Genomic DNA, 17,678 nt, shown 5'->3' with positions numbered 1-17,678 from the left:
GTAGGCGGCATAGGATTGCGGCCTTATTATAAACCTGGAATGTATGAAAAGCAGCAATCCGGCCTTGTGCATGCCGCTCTGTTGGCGTACGGCATGTTGGCTTGTGCATTATCATATGATCGTTGTCACCGCTTTTTAGAGACAGAACAGGGCGGCATGCACAAGGCCGGATTGCTGCTTTTTCGAAGCATAAACAGCGATAAATAGGCCGCAATCCTATGCCGCCTACGAGGACATTTTCGTGTTTAAGGGACGCTTATACCTCCTCTTATTTATCAAATCTTATACCACATGAATTTTAAAAAGGCAAGGATGTATAATATATATCAAAAGGCACAATGGAGGTGTTATGGATCAGCAGCAGCAATCGGCGATGTTTGGTGATATGGACCCGGAGGCGTTCCGTCGTTATGGCTATAAGATGGTCGATTGGATCGCGGATTACCTGGCCAATGGGAAGGAGTACCCGGTGCTTTCACAGGTGGAGCCGGGTGAGATTCGTGGGGCGTTACCGGCCCGGCCACCGCAGGAGCCGGAGACGATGGAGGCGATCATGGCCGATGTTGATCGGGTGTTGATGCCGGGCATTACGCACTGGAATGCGCCCGGTTTCCTGGCCTATTTCGCCAACACGGGCTCCGGACCCGGCATCCTGGGCGAGATGCTGGCCAGCGGACTCAATGTGAACGCCATGCTGTGGCGTACCTCGCCGGCCGCGACCGAGCTGGAGCAGGTGACGCTGGATTGGCTACGGCAGGCGCTCGGTCTACCGGAGCCGCTATTCGGGGTGATCAACGACACCGCGTCCAGCAGCACGCTCTATGCGCTGGCCGCCGCCCGCGAGGCGCTGAGCGATCTGGAGATCCGCCAGAAGGGATTGGCCGGACGCGCTGACGTGCCCCGGTTAAGGGTATATGCGTCGCAGGAGGCGCATTCGGCAACCGATAAGGCGGCGATGACGCTGGGCATCGGGCAGGAAGGGGTCTGCAAGGTTGCGACCGATGACGAGTTGCGCATGGATGCGGCGCAACTGGAGCAGGCTATTCTTCGAGATCTTGAGGAAGGTTGGCGGCCCTGCGCCGTTGTAGCAACGGTGGGCACGACCTCGACCGGCAGCATCGATCCGGTGGCACAGATCGCCGACATCTGCGAGAAGTATGGCCTCTGGCTGCACGTCGACGCGGCCTATGGTGGCTCCGCCGCCGTCGATCCACAGATGCGCCGGGTCCTTGACGGCTGTGAGCGGGCCGATTCCCTGGTCGTGAATCCCCACAAGTGGCTCTTCACTCCCATGGATTGTAGCGTGCTCTATACGCGCAAACCCGAGATCCTCAAGGCCGCCTTTAGCCTGGTCCCCGAGTATCTGCGTAGCGCGCAGAACCAGGACGAGGAGGTCCCCAACCTGATGGATTACGGCACATCGCTGGGACGCCGCTTCCGCTCGCTCAAGCTGTGGATGATCATGCGCTACTTCGGACAGGAGGGACTGGCGGCCCGCATTCGCGAGCATTGTCGCCTGGCCCAATGGCTGGCCCGGCAGATCACCGCCACCCCCGGTTTCGAGCTGATGGCCCCCGTCCACTTCAGCCTCGTCTGCTTCCGCGCTCATCCCCACGGCATCGATGACGAACAACAACTAGATAAGCTGAATGAAGGCATCATCAACCGCATCAATGCCAGCGGGCGCTTCTTCCTCTCGCACACCAGGGTGAACGACAGATACACGATCCGTGTCGCCATCGGCAACATCCGCACAATGGAACACGACATCCACGCCCTCTGGGACACCATACAAGGGCAACCATCGCAATCATAAGTTCGGACCTCGCGTCCGATTACCCGTGCCCAGCCGCTCACGTCCCCTACAAGCGAGACCGGACCTCTGGGATATGATATCATCATCATCATAGGTGCCGGGCACGCCCCGGCTGCGAGCTGTTTTCGAGGGGGTACATTTGTGAGGGACGAGAGAATAATCGGACGCGAGGTCCGAACTTATGAGGCGCTGGATGGGCTGGCGGTCGGGGATGCCTTTGGAGAGCTGTTTTTCAGGCAGCGCGATGAGGTGCCGGTGCGCCTGGAGGAGCGGCGAGTGCTAGCAGCACCGTGGCCCTATACGGATGACACGCAGATGGCGCTGTCGATCGTGTCGATCCTGCGCCGCTATGGCTCGATTCGGCAGGATGAGCTGGCGGCGAGCTTCGCCGAACACTACGAGGGATCGCGCGGCTATGGTCCGTCGATGCACTACCAGCTGCGCGCGATCCGCGCAGGTGCGCCGTGGCGCGAGGCAGCCACGCGGCAGTTCGCGGGCCAGGGCTCGTTCGGCAACGGCGGGGCCATGCGCATCGCGCCGCTCGGCGCCTACTTCGCCGACGATCTACCGCTCGTGTGCGAGCAGGCGGAGCTGGCCACCAGCGTCACCCACACGCATCCCGAGGCGATCGCCGGGGCCATCGCGGTGGCGGTGGCGACCGCCTATGCCTGGCAGCTGCGCCAGTCGGGACAGCTGCCCGCGCGCGCTGAATTTCTGGAGCTGATCCTGCCATACATTCCCAGCAGTGAGGTGCGGCGCAAGGTGCGCTGGGCCCGCGACTTCTCCGAGCGCACGTCTCTGGAGGCCGTGGTCAGCCAGCTCGGCAATGGCAGCAACATCTCGTCCCAGGATACGGTGCCGTTCGTGCTATGGTGCGCGGGCGAGCGGCTCAACAACTACGAAGAGGCCATCTGGCTCACAGCCAGCGCCCTTGGGGATGTGGACACGACCTGCGCCATGGTCGGCGGCATCGTCGCGTCCTACACGGGTCAGGAGTCCATCCCGGCCAGCTGGCGGGCGGCGCGGGAGCCGCTGCCCGTTTGGTACCTGGAAAAGATATGATAAGGAAAGGTATATTCGTTATGGCACGTATAGATGGTGTTAATCCTGAGGAAGTGGATAATTACACGCAAAAGGTTCTGGAGGCTCAAGCAAAGGCCTGGGGCGCGCCTCTGCTCAATCACCTGGTCTACGCGCGGCGACCCTCGATCTTTCGCGGGGTGCGCGCGATGTGGACAGGCCTGGGGACATCGGGGCTGATCGATGAGAAGCTGCAAGCCCTGGTCAATCGGCGCGTGGCCTCCATTAATGGCTGCGAGTTCTGACAGGATATCAATGCTGCCGTGGGCAGTAACCTGGGCCTCTCCGATGAGAAAATTCTGGCACTGGCCGATTATGCCACCAGCCCGCTCTATAGCGAGGTTGAGCGCATCACCCTGGAGTACGCCGATAGCATGACCATCACAGGCCGCGAGGTCAGCGATGAATTCTTTGCGCGCCTGCGCGAGTTCTATAACGATGATGAACTGGTTGAGCTGACCGAGATTATCGCGTGGGAAAACGCGTCGAGCAAGTTTAATCGCGCTCTGCGTATTCCCTCGCAAGGACTCTGGAAACGCCAGGGCGATCAGTAAATACAATGGGCAGATGCTCTCTCATTCTCATAGAGAGCGCATCTGCTCATTTTCGCCGAGAATATCAGGTCTGAACTCATTCGAAAAAGTAGTCGAGCGTAAACACGGCTCCGCTGTCGTCGTGCTGGAAGGCGCAGCTGCCGCGCAGACCCTGCAGGGCGCCGGTGCCCGAGCCGGGCACGACGTAGCCAAAGGAGAAATCGGGCTGACCCTTAACCATAGCGCCGCCGTGCTGGATCACGAAGGTCCCTGTGCGCCCCTCGATGCTGCCGCTCACGCGCTCACTCGCCACATAGCCAGCCGAGTTGCCCTCGCCCTGGCACATCAGCAACTCGGCGCTGCTCTCCGCCTCAATCGGGCCGCGAAAGCTCTTCTTCACAGCGACGCGCAGGAGCTTCGCCCCCTGCTCCGGCTCGTCATACGGCGTCTCCTGCCACGAAATAACCTGAAACTCCGCCTTGATCTGTGTACCCATAATATCTTCCTTCTTTCTGATCATTAAGATCCTACTCTATCTATCAATAGGACCAGCTTAGCAGCAATTCAGGACATTTCAGGACCTGAGTTCCACCAATTTCGCGCGGGCTCCATTTTTTGGTTCAGGTTTCTTTGAATGGGTCTGATTCTCGTCGCATGGTAGCCCATGATAGCCCCCGCACGCGCCTGCTGCACCACCACACAATAGACTGCTGAGCCGCGCAGGTGCTCACAAGTCCATGGTATATTGGTGCAGCGGGGGCGCGAAAGCGTCCCCGCTGCACCAATATACCAAAAAGTGCGGCCGCGTAGCGGACGCGCGTGCGGGGGCGCGCAAGTGCCTCAACATGACGGAAGTCAAACACATTCTTTCCGCAAAATGGCTATCGACGGGAATAGATAGAATATGATAGGCTTAGCCAGAACAATTTCGTTGTTCCCTGGCCGGAGAAAGTTGTTCCCTGGCTAGAGAAAATGGGGACGACGTTGGATAAAGGAAGGTAGACCATGTCCTCTGAGACCTATCATTGCTGGTACCCGGTGCAGATCCGGTTTCGTGATTTAGATCCCCTGGCTCATGTGAATAATACCGTCTATTTTGTCTATCTGGAGGAGGCGCGCAGCTTCTATTTTGATCAGCTGCGGCCGTGGCGGCACGCCGATGAGACGCCGGTGCAGGCCGATGAGGAGGATGAGGCGGCGGACGGCGAGCATAATCCGCGCATCAAGACGGGTCCGCGCGGCTACCACTATGGCATGCTGGTCAAAGAGAATACCTGTACGTATCTGTTGCCCCTGGTGCGCTCGGATCAGGCGGAGGTGGGAGTAAAGGTGGTGAAGATTGGTCGCACAAGCTTTGTTATGGAGCATGAGATTCGCGATAGCACTGATCATAGCCGTGTGTTCGCCACCGGCCGCTCGGTGCTGGTGTGGTGCAACTATCATACCGGCCGGCCACATCCCCTTCCGGACTCGCTGCGCGCGGCCTTCGAGCAGTTCGAAGGGCTCTCCAGCGCGACCGCTACTGGCGGCGAGCAAGCATAACCCGACACTGCGCTATTATCTGGCGCCACGCGCTGGCTAGCCGGTCGCAGCGACGTGCCACAACAGAATATATGGAGGGGAACGATCTATGCGCATTGCGCTCATCTCTGATATTCATGGGAACGATGTGGCTCTGGAGGCCGTGTTGACGGCGCTCTCAACCCGCAATATCAACCAGATGATCTGCCTTGGCGATGTCGCCTCGACGGGACCGCAACCCCGCGAGGTGATCAACCGGCTGCGGGCGCTTGGCTGTCCTGTGGTGATGGGAAATATGGATGCCTGGCTCTTGCAGCCCGAGCCCAGGGAGCAGCCCGATACACGCCGGCAGCGCTGGCAGGAGATAGATCTGTGGTGCGCGCAGCAGCTCTCAGCCGCTGATCGTGACTACCTGCGCTCGTTTCAGCCCGGCATCGAGTATCCCCTGCCCAACGAAAAAACGCTCGTTTGCTATCACGGATCGCCCCGGTCTTATAAGGAGCGCATCCTGCCCACCACTCCGGAAAAAGAGTTGGAGCAGGCATTGGCCGGTGCGCGGGGCGAGCTGATGGTGGGAGGTCATACGCACATCCAGATGTTTCGCCGCTTCAAAGACCTGCTGCTTTTCAATCCTGGCAGCGTCGGACTGGCGATGGATCGTGTGTCACCCCCCGCCGACATTCGCCAGCCGGCCTTCGCGGAATATGCCGTCGTTGAGTGCGACGACAACTCCTTGCAGGTAGAGCTGCACCGCACCGCCTTTGACCTGCAGGCCTTCATCCAGGTAATGCACTCATCCGGCATGCCCCATGCCGCCTGGTGGGCCAGCTGCTGGACCGAGGCGTAGAATAGCGAGATTGCCTAGATCAGGCTATAGCGCCTGCCCTCAACCCGAGCCAGCTGCACCAGTCTGGCCGTGGTGTCTGGCGTACATGGTGTAAGCGTAACCAGCCTGAAGTGTGGGTTATCCGGAGAAATCAATGTCGTGCTCAGGACCTCCAGGCGTCCAACCTGCGGATGGTTAAATTCTTTCTGATGGGTAGGGCTGCACGAGAGTTCGATGTCATGCTGGGTCCACCAGCGGCGAAAATCGGGACTGGCCTGCTTCAGATCAGCGATCAACTGCTCGCAGTGAGCATCTCCAGCCAGCTGATCGCTGATGGTGCGGAAGGTCTTAATGGCGTGCCGGGCCGCCTCCTCCCACTGCACGTACAGTGTGCGTTGCGAGGAATGGGTAAAGAGCCGCCACATGACGTTGCGATCCCTGCCCGCCAGTTGCCCAAAATCGCCGAAGAGGCGGGCGGCGCTGGCGTTCCAGGCTACCACATTGAGATAGCGATCCAGGATATAGGCCGGGCTATTCCCCAGCGCATCCATCACAGCCAGCAGATTGATAGGCGGCTGATCGATAACCTGCGGCTCTTCGTCGCCTGCAACCGGCAACATGCCGCGTGCCAGCATGTAGAGGTGGCGGCGCTCGCTGTCATCAAGTCGTAATGCACTGGTCAAGCTGTCAAGCACCTGGTCCGAGACCGTAATCGGGCGTCCCTGCTCCAGCCAGGTATACCATGAAACGCCGATGCCAGCCAGCAGCGCCACCTCATCGCGGCGCAGCCCTGGCGTCCGCCTGCGGCTAACCACCGGCAGTCCGAACTGCTGCGGACTCAGGCGCGCGCGCCGCGTCTTCAAAAAGTCAGCGAGCTGCGCCCGCCGCTGTGCCTCATCAATCATTGTTGCCTCGCCGCCTCCTTCTTATCTTATGGCTATATGAATACCCCTGTTACTTTCACACCTATGATAACCACACTCCTGGTTATCACGCTTCCCCGGCTCCATAATTCTACCATATCAGATTTCTACTCCTTTTTGAGGAGGGGGTGGAGACTCACTTGCTTATATGAAAGGATAGATAGCATGTCGAAGATATGGATGATTACTGGTAGCTCGCGTGGCTTTGGGCGTAGTCTGGCCGAGGCCGTGCTGGCGCAGGGTGACTCCCTGCTGGCGACGGCGCGCAGGCCAGAGCAACTCACTGATCTCGTCGAGCGCTACCCCGGCCGAATTCGCACGATGGCGCTGGATGTCACCAACGCGGAGCAGGCACGCGCGGCCGTGGAGACGGCCGTTGAAAGCTTTGGCCGCCTGGATGTGGTCGTCAACAACGCCGGCTACGCCAACGTGGCGTCCATCGAAGAGGCTTCGGAAGAGGACTGGCGTACGCAGATCGAAACCAATCTCTGGGGCGTCATCCATGTGACGCGCGCGGCCCTGCCGGTCCTGCGCAAGCAACGCTCAGGCCACATCGTGCAGTTCTCCTCGGTCGGCGGCCGCACCGGTGTCCCTGGACTGGGCGCCTACCAGGTCGCGAAATGGGGGGTCGAGGGCTTCTCCGAAACGCTCATGCGCGAAGTGGCACCGCTCGGAATCAAAGTCACAATCATCGAACCGGGAGGCTTCCGCACCGATTGGGCCGGCTCCTCCATGAACATCAGCGAACCAGGACCCGACTACCAGCAGACGATCGGGCAGATGGTGGAGTATCGGCGTGTCCGCGCTGGACAGGAGCCAGGCGATCCCGCCCGCGCCGCTCAGGCCATCATCGCCGCCATCAACGAGCCCGAGCCACCATTCCGGCTCCTGCTGGGCAAAGACGCCGTCCACCTGGTTCGCCAGATAGAGCAGGCCAACCTGGCCGAGATCGAGCGCTGGGAGCACCTGAGCAGCTCCACCGACTTTGTCGCTGGCGCGGTAAACCACGAGAATGACGAAAGCTACAAGACCATGCTCGATCAACTCGCCAGGTAAACGGTAAATTATCAACGTAAGTCGATTATCAAAAGCCATGGGTGCCGCACTCGTGGCTTTTTGTCCTTTCTTAGGGAGGGGTGTCACAAATGGATGCGTTGTCTCGACTCGTGTTTGAGAGATAAGGAAAGGGGTTGAAATATGGCATCTCTGCCTTATCCGGTGTGTGGCTGAAACAAACGATAAGAAACGAGGACGGATAACGTATGGTGACGAATACAGATGCTCAACTTCCGGTGATCATTGTTGGTGGTGGACTGGCGGGCCTGTCGGCGGCGGCCCTGCTGGCGCGCGCGGGGCACGCGGTAACGCTGTTTGAGAAGTCGGGCGGCGCCGGTGGGCGTGCCCGCACCAATCAACAGGACGGCTTCTTCTTCAATCAGGGGGCGCATGCCTTCTATCCTCATGGACCCGGCGCGCAGGTGCTGCGTGAGCTGGGCGTTCGCTACAGCGGAGCGCGGCCGGGAGGCCCTGGCTTCTTCGTGCTGGCTGACGACAGGCTCTATACGGCTCCGGTGGGGGCTACGACCCTGCTGACGACACGCCTGCTGCCGTGGGCGGCCAAAATGGAGCTGTTACGCCTGCTCGCGCGCTTACAAGGTATGAGGTACGCGGAGATCAGGGAGATCAGCCTGGGGGATTGGCTGGCGCGGCAGGTGAAGCACGAGCAGGCGCGCCGCTTCATCCTGGCGACGATGCGCCTGGCGACCTATAGCAACGCCCCCGAGCTGCTTTCAGCGGAGATGCTGCAGTTCCTGCTGCATACACAGGTTTTGTACCTGGATGGCGGCTGGCAGACGCTGGTGGACGGTCTGGAGCAGAAGGCCCGCGAGATGGGCGTGCGCATCATCACCGGAGCGCGGGTGCAGGCGATCGAAGTCACGGAAGATGGATATAGGGCCAGGATGGCGGATGGCACGAGCTACGAGGCGGGGACGGTCCTGCTGGCGACCGATCCGAAGACGGCCAGCGCCCTGGTGATGGATGGGGAGCACGAGGAGCTGCGCCGCTGGGCCGATCAGGCGCTGCCAGCTCGCGCCGCCTGCCTCGATCTCGCCCTGCGCCGTCTTCCCCGGCCGGGGAACACCTATACCCTGGACCTGGATCGGCCGCTCTACTATTCGGCGCATTCCACCTGGGCCCGGCTGGCTCCTGAGGGGAGTGCGCTGGTCCATACCATGAAATACCTGCAACCCGGCGAGACCGCAGATCCGGAGGCGACGCGGCAGGAGTTAGAGGAGCAGATGGATCGCCTGCAGCCCGGCTGGCGCGCGGAGGTCGTGCGGCAATACTTCCTGCCGCACATGATCGTCTCCAACGCCATAGTCCAGGCCCGCCTCGGCGGCCTGGCCGGACGACCAGGGCCGGTGGTTCCCGGTCTGCCCAATCTGTATGTCGCCGGAGACTGGGTGGGTCCTGAAGGGGGACTTTCGGACGCCAGCTTCGCCAGCGCCAGCGATGCGGCGCGGTTGATCACAGCTCGTGCCGCCGGGCGGCAGGACAGCTCTATGGCCGGATCGATGGGCGTCATATAATATGCTAGAGAAGAAGATCGGTGATGCTGTGGTGTGGCCCGCCAGAGGTGAGGCGCGGACCGCACCATAGCCAGGGGTAGGTTTTACAATGGACAACACATCAGATGCACAACAGGAAGAGATTTTCCAGCAGTACAGGTCGCTCCTCTTCTCCATCGCCTATCGCATGCTGGGCAGCGTGATGGATGCGGAGGACTGCGTGCAGGAGGCATTCTTGCGCTGGTATACACGTGAGTCAGAGGAGGAGGTAGAAAATCCTAAAGCCTACCTCTGCACGCTGGTGACGCGCCGGTGCATCGATCGGTTACGCTCCGCGCAGGCGCAGCGCGAGACGTACACCGGCCTCTGGCTGCCGGAACCACTGATCGAGACCACAACCACAGATCCATCAACCCTCTCGGAATTGGGCGAGTCCCTCTCGATGGCCTTTCTGCTGCTGCTGGAACGCCTGTCGCCGCTCGAGCGGGCGGTCTTCCTGCTGCGCCAGGTCTTCGACTATGACTACGCGGGGATCGCGGAGATCGTGGGCAAGAGCGAGGAGAACTGCCGCCAGGTCATGCACCGGGCACGCAGACATCTACCCACCAACGGCAGGCTGACTCAGGCGCCCTCTTATGAGCAGCAGCAGCGGGTCTTCACGCAGTTTCTGCAGGCATACCTCAACGGCGATATGGACGGTCTGCTGCATACGCTTTCAGACGAGATCGTGCTCCACGCCGACGGCGGCGGCAAAGTCAGAGCCGCGCTCAAACCGCTGTATGGTGCAGAACGCGTGGCCCGCTACCTGCTCGGCCTGCAGCAGAAGGTGTGGCAGCATGTCAAGGCAACAATACAGCCGGCGCAGATCAATGGTCAGCCGGGCCTGGTCGCCTATCTGCGGGAGAGGTGGGATGAGGGGCAGCTTCCCGCGCTGCTGGATCAGGAACCGTGGTATCAACAGGCCGCTGACAAAGGCCTGGCCGTCCTCGCCATGGTGTTCACATGCGGAGACAACCAGGTGCGCGAGATCGACATCATCGTCAATCCCGAGAAGCTGCGCCACATCCCGCCCCTCACCACCGGTGTTGGGAACCATAATCTTTAACAAAATGAGAAGAGAGAACAATCGTTGGCGAAACATGGAAATGTTCCCGTAGGCGGCATAGGATTGCGGCCTATTTATCGCTGTCCCTGCTTCGAACACGCAGCAATCCGGCCTTGTGCATGCCGCACCCGTTCACGTACGCAATGTTCCCCATACAAACAATCAGAGTCGAAGCCAACGTGTCGTACGTCAACAACGGTATGCACAAGCCAACGTGTCGTACGTCAACAGAGCGGCATGCACAAGGCCGGATTGCTGCTTTTCGGGCATTGTGCGTATCGACAAGGCCGCAATCCTATGCCGCCTACGGGAACGTTTTCGTGTTATGGCACACGATGTTTCTCTCTTCTTTTTTTCTTCAATATCATCGGGGCGTATCTACGATGACGATGATGACGATTGTTGTTGTTTGTAATGGTCGACGGCCTGCTTCATGAAGGCCCACTCTTCGGGGCTGTAGCTGTAAGCGCCCATGACACGCTCCTGCTCAGGAAGCTGGTTGTGGCTGCTCATGAAGCGCTGCAGGCCGGCGCACACATCGGCGTCGCCATGGGTAAACTGGCCGATCAGATCCTGCTGCTGGCGCGCCAGGGCCTGTCCTTGGGGTCCGGTGGGATCGGCCCCCTCGGCTACCAGGCGCCGCAGCTCGCTGAAGACGGCGCCCCACTGCTGATTGGCGCGCTGCTGATCCTCCTCGGTCCAGCTCTTGCTCCACTCGGCGAGCTTCGCCGCTGCCTCCGGGCTATACGAGGCGCGAGAGAGCTCGGCCATCTTCTGCTGCTGTTCGGGGGTCAGGTACTTGTTGACCCAATCTTTATTATTCTGTTCCATCTGCATCACCTGGATCACGTCGACGAGGGCATCCCAACTGGCGGGGCTCTCCTCCAGCAGCGTCTCGGCCTTCTCGATGGCCTGGATGATTGTTTCCAGCTGCCTGCGCTTCTCGCGCATCATGGCCTTCTGCGTGGCCAGCGTCTCCCTCAGCCGCCGTGGGTCCTCCTGCAAGCACGCTTTGATCTCATCCAGGGAGAAGCCGAGAAACTTCAGGGACAGGATCTGCTGCAGGTTGACCAGGTCATCGTCCGAGTAGAGCCGGTGGCCCGCCTCGGTATATTGCGAGGGTGAGAGCAGGCCCACCTTGTCATAGAAGCGCAGCGTACGCGCGGTTACCGCGGCCCGCTGCGCGAACTGGCTGGTGGTATAGCGCCGCTGCTGCTGTACGTGTTGATCCAAGTGCTTCCTCCTTTCAATTGGGAGTATAGGGTATGACGTAACGTCATACGCAAGCTCTTTTGCCCCCAATTTTTGGGCAGATCAAAAAATAGGATGTCACATTCCATGGTGCATCCACTCCCTTTTTCTCTCAGAATGTGCCTTACTCTCATGATCATCGTCTGCAGCATGTCTGAGCTTTCGCACCTGCAGTGCTCACGAGTCCATTATGTGTTGGTGCATCGGGGGCGCGAATGCGCCCCCGATGCACCAACACATAAAAACGGGTGCGGCTGCGTAGCGGACGCGCGTGCGGAGGCCATCACGTCCCCCAGGGTGGCGGGAGTCAGACCAGGCTGCCTGAGAGCCGGGTAATATCGATGGCTTCGGCCATCCGCCGATAGCCTTCATCATTAGGATGGATCTCATCTCCGCTGTCGCATTCCTGGCGGATAATGGCCTCATTCTCAGCGGACGCCAGTGGCGCGGCCAGGTCAAAGACGGCATCAAACCACTGGTCCCCCTGCTCGCGCAGCCAGGTATTGACCAGCTGGCGTTGCTCCACTTGCTCAGGTGGATAGCCACCGGGCAGAATCGTCGTGCCAAACACGCGTTGGTAGGTCTGTCGAGCCTGCCTTGCTACCTGCTGGAATGTCTCAATCAGCGTTGCTCCTGCCACCCCAAAACGCAGATCATTCGAGCCGATATGGAGAATCAGGTCCGTTGCCCCTGCTTGCGCGAGCACGTCCCAGGTCAGCCGTGTGCGACCCGCCTCTCCGAACAAGAACGGCGGGATGCCAGCTTCCCCCGCGTCCGGGATCCCAGAAGACGTGAGCTGGTTGCCACCGAGGCCGGCATTCAAGACCGACATAAAGCGTGTCCCCCCGGCATCTCGCAGACGGCGCGCCAGGTAATCGGGCCAGCGCTGGTTGGCATTGAGGGTTGAGCCGGTCCCATCAGTGGTGGAAGAGCCGAAAGCCACGACGGCATTGAGGGGAGCAGATGGAATCACATCAATGCCGGTAATCAGCCACCAGGACGTGGTCTGCAAAGGATAAACCAGAAACGTGGCTTCTGCCGGAGCGGCGGCCACGTCAGCGATTCCTGAGACATACGAGGTTTGTTGCGCCCACATGTGACCCGTCAGGCATTCTCCCTGGGCCACAAAAAAGGTGATGGCCAGATCGCTGAACGCTTCCACCCGCAAGGCTACTGGATCACTCACCACATCCTGACCTGGAGCCAGGGTGACAGTCGGCTCTCCCGCGAAGCGCACGACCTGCGTTTCTGAGGAAAGCAGCGGTCCCTGGAGGACCGGTGCGACAGAAAGAGAAGCGAGCGTCACCGGCGCATCCCCATATCGATTGGACAGCCGCAGGCGAAGCTGTGTGCCACCCGCGTGCAGGTGGACGATCTGCCGCAGGGTACGGCCACTCAAGCTAGCTGACAACATCCGTGAGGGCGCCGCATACCAGGCACCCACCCAATTCACCTGGCCCGAGCTTGCTCTATTCGTCATACAGGACATCATCCTTTCACAAAATCATGCTTCATCAATACAAATACTCTACCACGCTCGTTCCATAATCTCATAGTCAGGCGGTGAGGATGATCCTGGCAACCCCACCCTTTTCGGCGATGCCCTGGGCTGCGGCAGCATCAGCGAGCGGCATGATGCGCTCAATGGGGATCGTCAACTTGCCGTCGCGTACCGCCTCCGCATAGTGTAAGATCCCTGCGACTCCTGATCTACTCACCCCGCAGCAATTCTGGCACCGCCGAAAAGATCGAACGGCTCCTCGCCTGTGAGTAGGTGAGGATGGAGTCCTTCCTATTTCTTGACAGCGTTTGTGGCGAGAAAGTATAATTTTACCGCAATATCCATTATTACTTTTATGAAAAGGGAGGCCACCATGTCTATCAAATTTGCTGCTGCCCTCCCTAAAGCCCTCTTCTAGCTGCTTTTCGCTGCTTTTTTCAAGCGGGCTTTAGGGCACATCTCTTTACTCAGGGGATCCTTTGTGTCTTTTTTGCTACACAGGTCCTCTTCCTCCCATTGAGTGATTCTGGTGTCACCTTTCACTCTAGCCTGAATGAAAAGAGAATAAATGGATGGCAGCACATCCCAAAGAAACGCCGAGCGCCACGGGTCCACAACGGCCCGTTTCTCTCTGGCGCAATCGTGACTATCTTTTGCTCTGGCTCGGCCAGGCCGTCTCCTCGCTCGGCACTTCATGCACGCAGTTCGCGTTTCCGTTGCTCATTGTAGAACTGACGCATTCGATCGCGGCCGCCGGGCTGGCGTATAGCCTGGGGCAGCTTCCCTACGTCCTGCTGAGCCTGCCCGCCGGGGCGCTGGTGGATCGCTGGCCGCGCAAGCGCGTGATGCTTCTCTGTACCTTCTGCTTGATGGTGTGCGTGGCGGGCATTCCCCTGGCGCTATTCCTGACCAGCGGACCGCTGCGGCTGCTTCTCCTCTACGCCCTGGCCTTTAGCCTGGGAGCCATTTCGCTTTTCGACGAACTGGTCCAACTGGCAGCACGGGCATGGATGGTGCCAAAGGGCCAGATCCCTACGGCAATCGCGCAGAACGAGTTGATCGTTGGCTCCTGTGGGCTTGTCGGACCCGCGCTGGGCAGCTGGCTCTTTAGCATCACACGGCTGCTCCCGTTCGTCACCGACGCGCTTTCCTCTCTGATCTTGCTCTGCTCATTGCTCTGCATCCGCTCGCCCATGCAAGACGAACGGAGGACGCAGCGTCACCACCTGCTCGTAGAAGTGCGCGAGGGGCTCAGCTGGCTGTGGTCGCAGAAGGTCGTGCGCTCGATCCTCCTGATTTCCAGCTATGTCAACCTGGCCATCACAGCCAGCGTACTTCTCGTCCTGGCCATTGTGCAGCAGCAGCATATCCCGCCGGTGCTCTACGGCCTGATCGTCGCGGTCGGTGGCGTCGGAAATCTGCTTGGCTCGCTGCTCTGCCCGCTGTTGCAGCGGCGCATCCGCTTTGGCAGGGCGTTGGGCTATGCCCTGCTCGTGTTCGTGGTGCTCTGGCCGCTCTATGGCTTCATCACGATGCCACTGCTGTTGGGAGCCGTCTTCGCGGGCATCGCTCTCTGCGACTCGATCCGTGCTGTCTTCATGGACAGTTATCGCTTCGCCGTCGTACCAGATGCCCTGCAAGGCCGCATCAATAGTGTCTATCGCCTGATCCTGTTCAGCGTCCTCACCATCGGCTCATCCGCACTCGGGCTGAGCCTGGAGCGTCTGGGCATTTTGCCTACCGTGGGCATCATATGGAGTGGCCTGCTTCTGATCACCGGATTTCTGTTTCTGGATCGGCACATGCAGCAAGCGACATTCCCACAAAACTAAATCCCACCATTCCGCAGATTCCTACAGCGTTGCGATAGATAGCGAACGCCCTGCTGCAGCAGGGCGTTCGCTGAGCTCGTCAGTGTGGACCTCTGAGCGAACTGACTGTTGATATAGCGTCGCTTCAAGGGGCGAAGTGCTGGCTGGTCCATGCTTTAGCGGTCGCGAACCAGAGGGGAGCCGTCTTATGCAGGTTAATATTATGGCCTGCCTCAGGAACAACTGCCACCTGTAGCCGGGCCTGCGGCGCATAAAATGGTGCCTCGGCCTGCTGAATTGTGGCCGCGCTGCTGCAATCCGTCGCGGCAAGGCCACAAAACAAACTATCGTCCTGTCCGACCACCACAAGCACAGGCACGTTGATCTGTAACGAAATCCCGTCCGCGATTGGTTCCGCGAAGCTAGAGAACTCGCCTGGTGTCGCGGTCTCCTTCGTCGCCTCATCGGTCTGCAGGACATTGGGATCGGTGCCGGGCTCGTAATAAAAGTCATCTTCTCGTGTTCCTGGTTCCGTAGTCAGATAGCCCGCATAATTCACATTGAGCAATTGGTTCGCGAAACGTGGATCGAGCGTGGCAGGATAAAGTGTGGCCACGACTCCAGCCAGGCTGGTCGAATTCAGGTGATGCAGCAGCCCTGTAATGATAACCCCATCAACGTCATGGTAGGTACCAGCTTCTATCCAGCAGGCGACCGAGCCGAGAGAATGGCCGACCAGCAGTACCATCTGTTGATACTAAATCACGATGAAGGTGAAAAAACGAGGCACAAAGTCGGGTCGATCCGAACGTCCCTGACGGACACGATGGGCGTAGCGTGGCGGTCGGATGGTCGGCAGATCAGGTGGGGCCGGGGTGTAGGACCTCAGCAGAGCAGGGACGGCTGGCTCGATGCGCCGCGAGGGCCGGATCAAACCCTGGCGCCGACCCACCTCGAGCAGTCGCTGGATCAGGGGCTGCCCACCCGATCGCGTGGGCGCCTGAGCAAGCAAGGTGGCAAGCACGGGCAAGGACACGTCGAAGAGAGGGACCTGGGCGGCGAAGGCCACCTGAGCGTGGAGCGCATGGAGCACCTGAGCCAGGATGAAGGCGGCGAAGAGCTGCTGAAGCACCAGGAGAGGATCGCAGGACCACCACACGCGAATGCCCAGCGTGCATTTGAGCGCTTTGAACGCCAGCTCGATCTCCCAGCGACGCGCGTAGAGGCGAGCGGCCTCGCTCATGCTCAAGCGATCGGGTTCGCAGATGTTGGTCAGATACTGGTACAGCTTGCCGTGATGCTCAAACTGGATCAGGCGCACCCGGTGGGCACAGCGATCGGCGCGGTAGGCTCCCAGCCAGACCAGGGCGTCGAGCGTGGTGCCTTGCTGCACAAAGACGTGCAGGATCTGGTAGGAGGTCTTCTCCCGCATCCGTGAGAGCCAGAAAAAGCCCTGGTCCGTGAGCCAGTCAAACCAGGGAAAGCTGAAGTAGCCCAGATCGGCCAGCAGCAGGCTGCCAGCGGGCAATCCACGCACCACGTCCTGGACGAGCAGTTTTTCATTGGCAAAGACGTCCTCACGGAAGAGGATACGAACCCATTGCTGGCGGCGGACATCAAAGAGGGCGGCCAGTCTGCCGACCAGCAGGCGTGGACTGTCCACGGCTTCATCGCGCACATCCTGCATGCGCCGCTGGACGGCATCGAGCGTGGTTTGATCCAGAGCGAAGATATGGGAAACCCAGGGAAGCAGATCACACTGGGCGACCGCCTGGGTTTGGGCATGCAAGCCGGTGCTCACGCGCAGCAGGAGGCGCTGCCAGACGTCGAGGGAGGTGTGCAAGAGGCGTTTGCGGATGGCGTCACGAGTATGGGGCAAGAGAGGAAAGTGGCCGACCCCCGACCAGGTGATCAGGCGCCAGACGCAGGCATAGCTCTTCAAGCCGCGCAGCAGCGCCAGCAAGACCGCCAGACACAGATGCTCAGAGGAGAGCACTGCGGGTCGTCCACGAGGGCGGCTCACCGCAGCGGCAGGGGGATCAGAGGGTTCGATGAGGCGCTGCAAGCAGCCAACGATCTGTTGTGAGAGCGAATCGGCATTCGCCTCTTCGGGCCCAGATGCGGTATGATGAGGCATACGAGGAAGATCCTTTCGAAAACGTGTGATGACAATTTCTTTGGATGTTCCTCGATATTTGCCACTCTGGCAAGTCTCCCTCCCCATCCAGAGACCTTTTGGCTATTTAGTATCAACAGATGCCAGCAGTACCCGACCAAACGCATGGCTAGCGATGTTTCCGTTGCGCAAGGCATAAACGACCTGGTGGATGACATAGGCATTGGTAACCATGGACACGGTTAACAGGCCGATGGGGGGATGCGAACTTCTCCCTGTGCCGATGCGATCGATGTTAAAGGTACTGTATCCCGCGGCCGTGAGAGCCTGGACGTAGGAGTAGTTCTGGGGCTGGTAAGGAAAGTTCCAATAGATATGTCCGTAGGTTCCACCTGGGACGAGCAATTGGACCGTGTGGCTCGGACCACCAGCAGGATTGCAGAGCTCGCCATAGATAGTCGCGGGGGTAGACAGGTCATCGTCAAGCGTCACCGGTACATTGAATGATTGGCACGTCCCTGCCTGTGTCGCCGCGTGCGCCGCGCGCGGCTCCAGAGCCATACCAGATAGCATAAGTAGTACCAGCAGAAAGAGAAGTATAGCACGCTGATGAAGTGCCATAAAA

17 protein-coding genes are annotated in these 17,678 nt (G+C 59.7%); 9 read left to right on the top strand and 8 right to left on the bottom strand.

Annotation, left to right across the window (positions count from 1 at the left end; all coding sequences use genetic code 11):
- Nucleotides 1-349: 349 nt before the first annotated feature.
- The 3 genes from KTT_RS21710 to KTT_RS37990 all read left to right on the top strand — a co-directional run bounded on the left by KTT_RS21710 (nucleotide 350) and on the right by KTT_RS37990 (nucleotide 3,450).
- Nucleotides 350-1,816, top strand: a complete 1,467-nt coding sequence (locus tag KTT_RS21710; protein WP_218030959.1) for a pyridoxal phosphate-dependent decarboxylase family protein — start codon at nucleotides 350-352, stop codon at nucleotides 1,814-1,816.
- A gap of 141 nt (nucleotides 1,817-1,957) precedes the next feature.
- Complete coding sequence (locus KTT_RS21705; RefSeq protein ID WP_235845796.1) at nucleotides 1,958-2,878, top strand: ADP-ribosylglycohydrolase family protein; 921 nt, start codon at nucleotides 1,958-1,960, stop codon at nucleotides 2,876-2,878.
- 20 nt (nucleotides 2,879-2,898) lie between these two features.
- On the top strand, nucleotides 2,899-3,450 hold the full coding sequence (locus KTT_RS37990) for a YciW-related (seleno)protein (RefSeq protein ID WP_503826469.1): 552 nt from the start codon (nucleotides 2,899-2,901) through the stop codon (nucleotides 3,448-3,450).
- A 76-nt stretch (nucleotides 3,451-3,526) separates the two neighbouring features.
- Here the strand turns inward: KTT_RS37990 and KTT_RS21690 are convergent, their stop codons facing one another.
- A complete protein-coding gene (locus KTT_RS21690; RefSeq protein WP_218030958.1) occupies nucleotides 3,527-3,949 on the bottom strand; it encodes a DUF3224 domain-containing protein in 423 nt (140 codons plus the stop codon).
- 485 nt (nucleotides 3,950-4,434) lie between these two features.
- On the opposite strand from KTT_RS21690, the gene KTT_RS21685 reads away from it, so the two are divergent.
- Nucleotides 4,435-4,971, top strand: coding sequence for an acyl-CoA thioesterase (locus KTT_RS21685; RefSeq protein WP_126598133.1), 537 nt, complete (start codon nucleotides 4,435-4,437; stop codon nucleotides 4,969-4,971).
- An 88-nt stretch (nucleotides 4,972-5,059) separates the two neighbouring features.
- On the top strand, nucleotides 5,060-5,797 hold the full coding sequence (locus KTT_RS21680) for a metallophosphoesterase family protein (RefSeq protein ID WP_126598131.1): 738 nt from the start codon (nucleotides 5,060-5,062) through the stop codon (nucleotides 5,795-5,797).
- Nucleotides 5,798-5,811: 14 nt separating this feature from the next.
- Here KTT_RS21680 and KTT_RS21675 read toward each other — a convergent pair whose 3' ends face one another.
- Nucleotides 5,812-6,681, bottom strand: a complete 870-nt coding sequence (locus KTT_RS21675) for a helix-turn-helix transcriptional regulator (RefSeq protein ID WP_126598129.1) — start codon at nucleotides 6,679-6,681, stop codon at nucleotides 5,812-5,814.
- Nucleotides 6,682-6,864: 183 nt separating this feature from the next.
- On the opposite strand from KTT_RS21675, the gene KTT_RS21670 reads away from it, so the two are divergent.
- The 3 genes from KTT_RS21670 to KTT_RS21660 all read left to right on the top strand — a co-directional run bounded on the left by KTT_RS21670 (nucleotide 6,865) and on the right by KTT_RS21660 (nucleotide 10,374).
- Entirely contained in the window at nucleotides 6,865-7,755 is an 891-nt protein-coding gene (locus KTT_RS21670) for an oxidoreductase (protein ID WP_126598127.1), read from the top strand.
- A 206-nt stretch (nucleotides 7,756-7,961) separates the two neighbouring features.
- Nucleotides 7,962-9,290: a phytoene desaturase family protein gene (locus KTT_RS21665; protein ID WP_218030957.1), complete on the top strand. Its 1,329-nt coding sequence runs from the start codon at nucleotides 7,962-7,964 to the stop codon at nucleotides 9,288-9,290.
- Nucleotides 9,291-9,378: 88 nt separating this feature from the next.
- Nucleotides 9,379-10,374, top strand: a complete 996-nt coding sequence (locus tag KTT_RS21660; RefSeq protein ID WP_126598125.1) for an RNA polymerase sigma-70 factor — start codon at nucleotides 9,379-9,381, stop codon at nucleotides 10,372-10,374.
- A 378-nt stretch (nucleotides 10,375-10,752) separates the two neighbouring features.
- Here the strand turns inward: KTT_RS21660 and KTT_RS21655 are convergent, their stop codons facing one another.
- The 3 genes from KTT_RS21655 to KTT_RS21645 form a co-directional block, all read right to left on the bottom strand.
- Complete coding sequence (locus KTT_RS21655; RefSeq protein ID WP_160146029.1) at nucleotides 10,753-11,607, bottom strand: MerR family transcriptional regulator; 855 nt, start codon at nucleotides 11,605-11,607, stop codon at nucleotides 10,753-10,755.
- Nucleotides 11,608-11,932: 325 nt separating this feature from the next.
- Entirely contained in the window at nucleotides 11,933-13,105 is a 1,173-nt protein-coding gene (locus KTT_RS21650; protein WP_160146028.1) for a GDSL-type esterase/lipase family protein, read from the bottom strand.
- 76 nt (nucleotides 13,106-13,181) lie between these two features.
- Nucleotides 13,182-13,343 carry a hypothetical protein gene (locus tag KTT_RS21645; protein WP_174844795.1) on the bottom strand — a complete coding sequence of 54 codons (162 nt, stop codon included), beginning with the start codon at nucleotides 13,341-13,343 and terminating at the stop codon, nucleotides 13,182-13,184.
- A gap of 355 nt (nucleotides 13,344-13,698) precedes the next feature.
- Here KTT_RS21645 and KTT_RS21640 point away from each other — a divergent pair, with 355 nt between their 5' ends.
- The gene (locus KTT_RS21640) at nucleotides 13,699-14,958 is read left to right on the top strand and encodes an MFS transporter (protein ID WP_126598119.1); all 1,260 of its coding nucleotides are present in this window, start codon (nucleotides 13,699-13,701) and stop codon (nucleotides 14,956-14,958) included.
- A 124-nt stretch (nucleotides 14,959-15,082) separates the two neighbouring features.
- Here KTT_RS21640 and KTT_RS21635 read toward each other — a convergent pair whose 3' ends face one another.
- The 3 genes from KTT_RS21635 to KTT_RS21625 all read right to left on the bottom strand — a co-directional run bounded on the left by KTT_RS21635 (nucleotide 15,083) and on the right by KTT_RS21625 (nucleotide 17,674).
- The gene (locus KTT_RS21635; RefSeq protein WP_126598117.1) at nucleotides 15,083-15,685 is read right to left on the bottom strand and encodes an alpha/beta fold hydrolase; all 603 of its coding nucleotides are present in this window, start codon (nucleotides 15,683-15,685) and stop codon (nucleotides 15,083-15,085) included.
- Between the two features lie 9 nt (nucleotides 15,686-15,694).
- On the bottom strand, nucleotides 15,695-17,074 hold the full coding sequence (locus tag KTT_RS21630; RefSeq protein ID WP_126595959.1) for an IS4 family transposase: 1,380 nt from the start codon (nucleotides 17,072-17,074) through the stop codon (nucleotides 15,695-15,697).
- 102 nt (nucleotides 17,075-17,176) lie between these two features.
- Nucleotides 17,177-17,674: an alpha/beta fold hydrolase gene (locus KTT_RS21625; protein ID WP_126598115.1), complete on the bottom strand. Its 498-nt coding sequence runs from the start codon at nucleotides 17,672-17,674 to the stop codon at nucleotides 17,177-17,179.
- Nucleotides 17,675-17,678 lie beyond the last annotated feature (4 nt).

The organism is Dictyobacter aurantiacus (genome assembly GCF_003967515.1).
GTDB classification, from domain to species: domain Bacteria; phylum Chloroflexota; class Ktedonobacteria; order Ktedonobacterales; family Ktedonobacteraceae; genus Dictyobacter; species Dictyobacter aurantiacus.
The sequence above is the reverse complement of the archived record's forward strand: the minus strand, read 5'-3'. Positions and strand labels throughout refer to the sequence as shown.

Coding starts and splice junctions, on each gene's coding strand:
- KTT_RS21710 (WP_218030959.1), top strand. CDS start 350: ATGGATCAGCAGCAGCAATCGGCGATGTTTGGTGATATGGACCCGGAG.
- KTT_RS21690 (WP_218030958.1), bottom strand. CDS start 3,949: ATGATCAGAAAGAAGGAAGATATTATGGGTACACAGATCAAGGCGGAG.
- KTT_RS21685 (WP_126598133.1), top strand. CDS start 4,435: ATGTCCTCTGAGACCTATCATTGCTGGTACCCGGTGCAGATCCGGTTT.
- KTT_RS21680 (WP_126598131.1), top strand. CDS start 5,060: ATGCGCATTGCGCTCATCTCTGATATTCATGGGAACGATGTGGCTCTG.
- KTT_RS21675 (WP_126598129.1), bottom strand. CDS start 6,681: ATGATTGATGAGGCACAGCGGCGGGCGCAGCTCGCTGACTTTTTGAAG.
- KTT_RS21670 (WP_126598127.1), top strand. CDS start 6,865: ATGTCGAAGATATGGATGATTACTGGTAGCTCGCGTGGCTTTGGGCGT.
- KTT_RS21665 (WP_218030957.1), top strand. CDS start 7,962: ATGGTGACGAATACAGATGCTCAACTTCCGGTGATCATTGTTGGTGGT.
- KTT_RS21660 (WP_126598125.1), top strand. CDS start 9,379: ATGGACAACACATCAGATGCACAACAGGAAGAGATTTTCCAGCAGTAC.
- KTT_RS21650 (WP_160146028.1), bottom strand. CDS start 13,105: ATGACGAATAGAGCAAGCTCGGGCCAGGTGAATTGGGTGGGTGCCTGG.
- KTT_RS21640 (WP_126598119.1), top strand. CDS start 13,699: ATGGCAGCACATCCCAAAGAAACGCCGAGCGCCACGGGTCCACAACGG.
- KTT_RS21635 (WP_126598117.1), bottom strand. CDS start 15,685: ATGGTACTGCTGGTCGGCCATTCTCTCGGCTCGGTCGCCTGCTGGATA.
- KTT_RS21630 (WP_126595959.1), bottom strand. CDS start 17,074: ATGCCTCATCATACCGCATCTGGGCCCGAAGAGGCGAATGCCGATTCG.
- KTT_RS21625 (WP_126598115.1), bottom strand. CDS start 17,674: ATGGCACTTCATCAGCGTGCTATACTTCTCTTTCTGCTGGTACTACTT.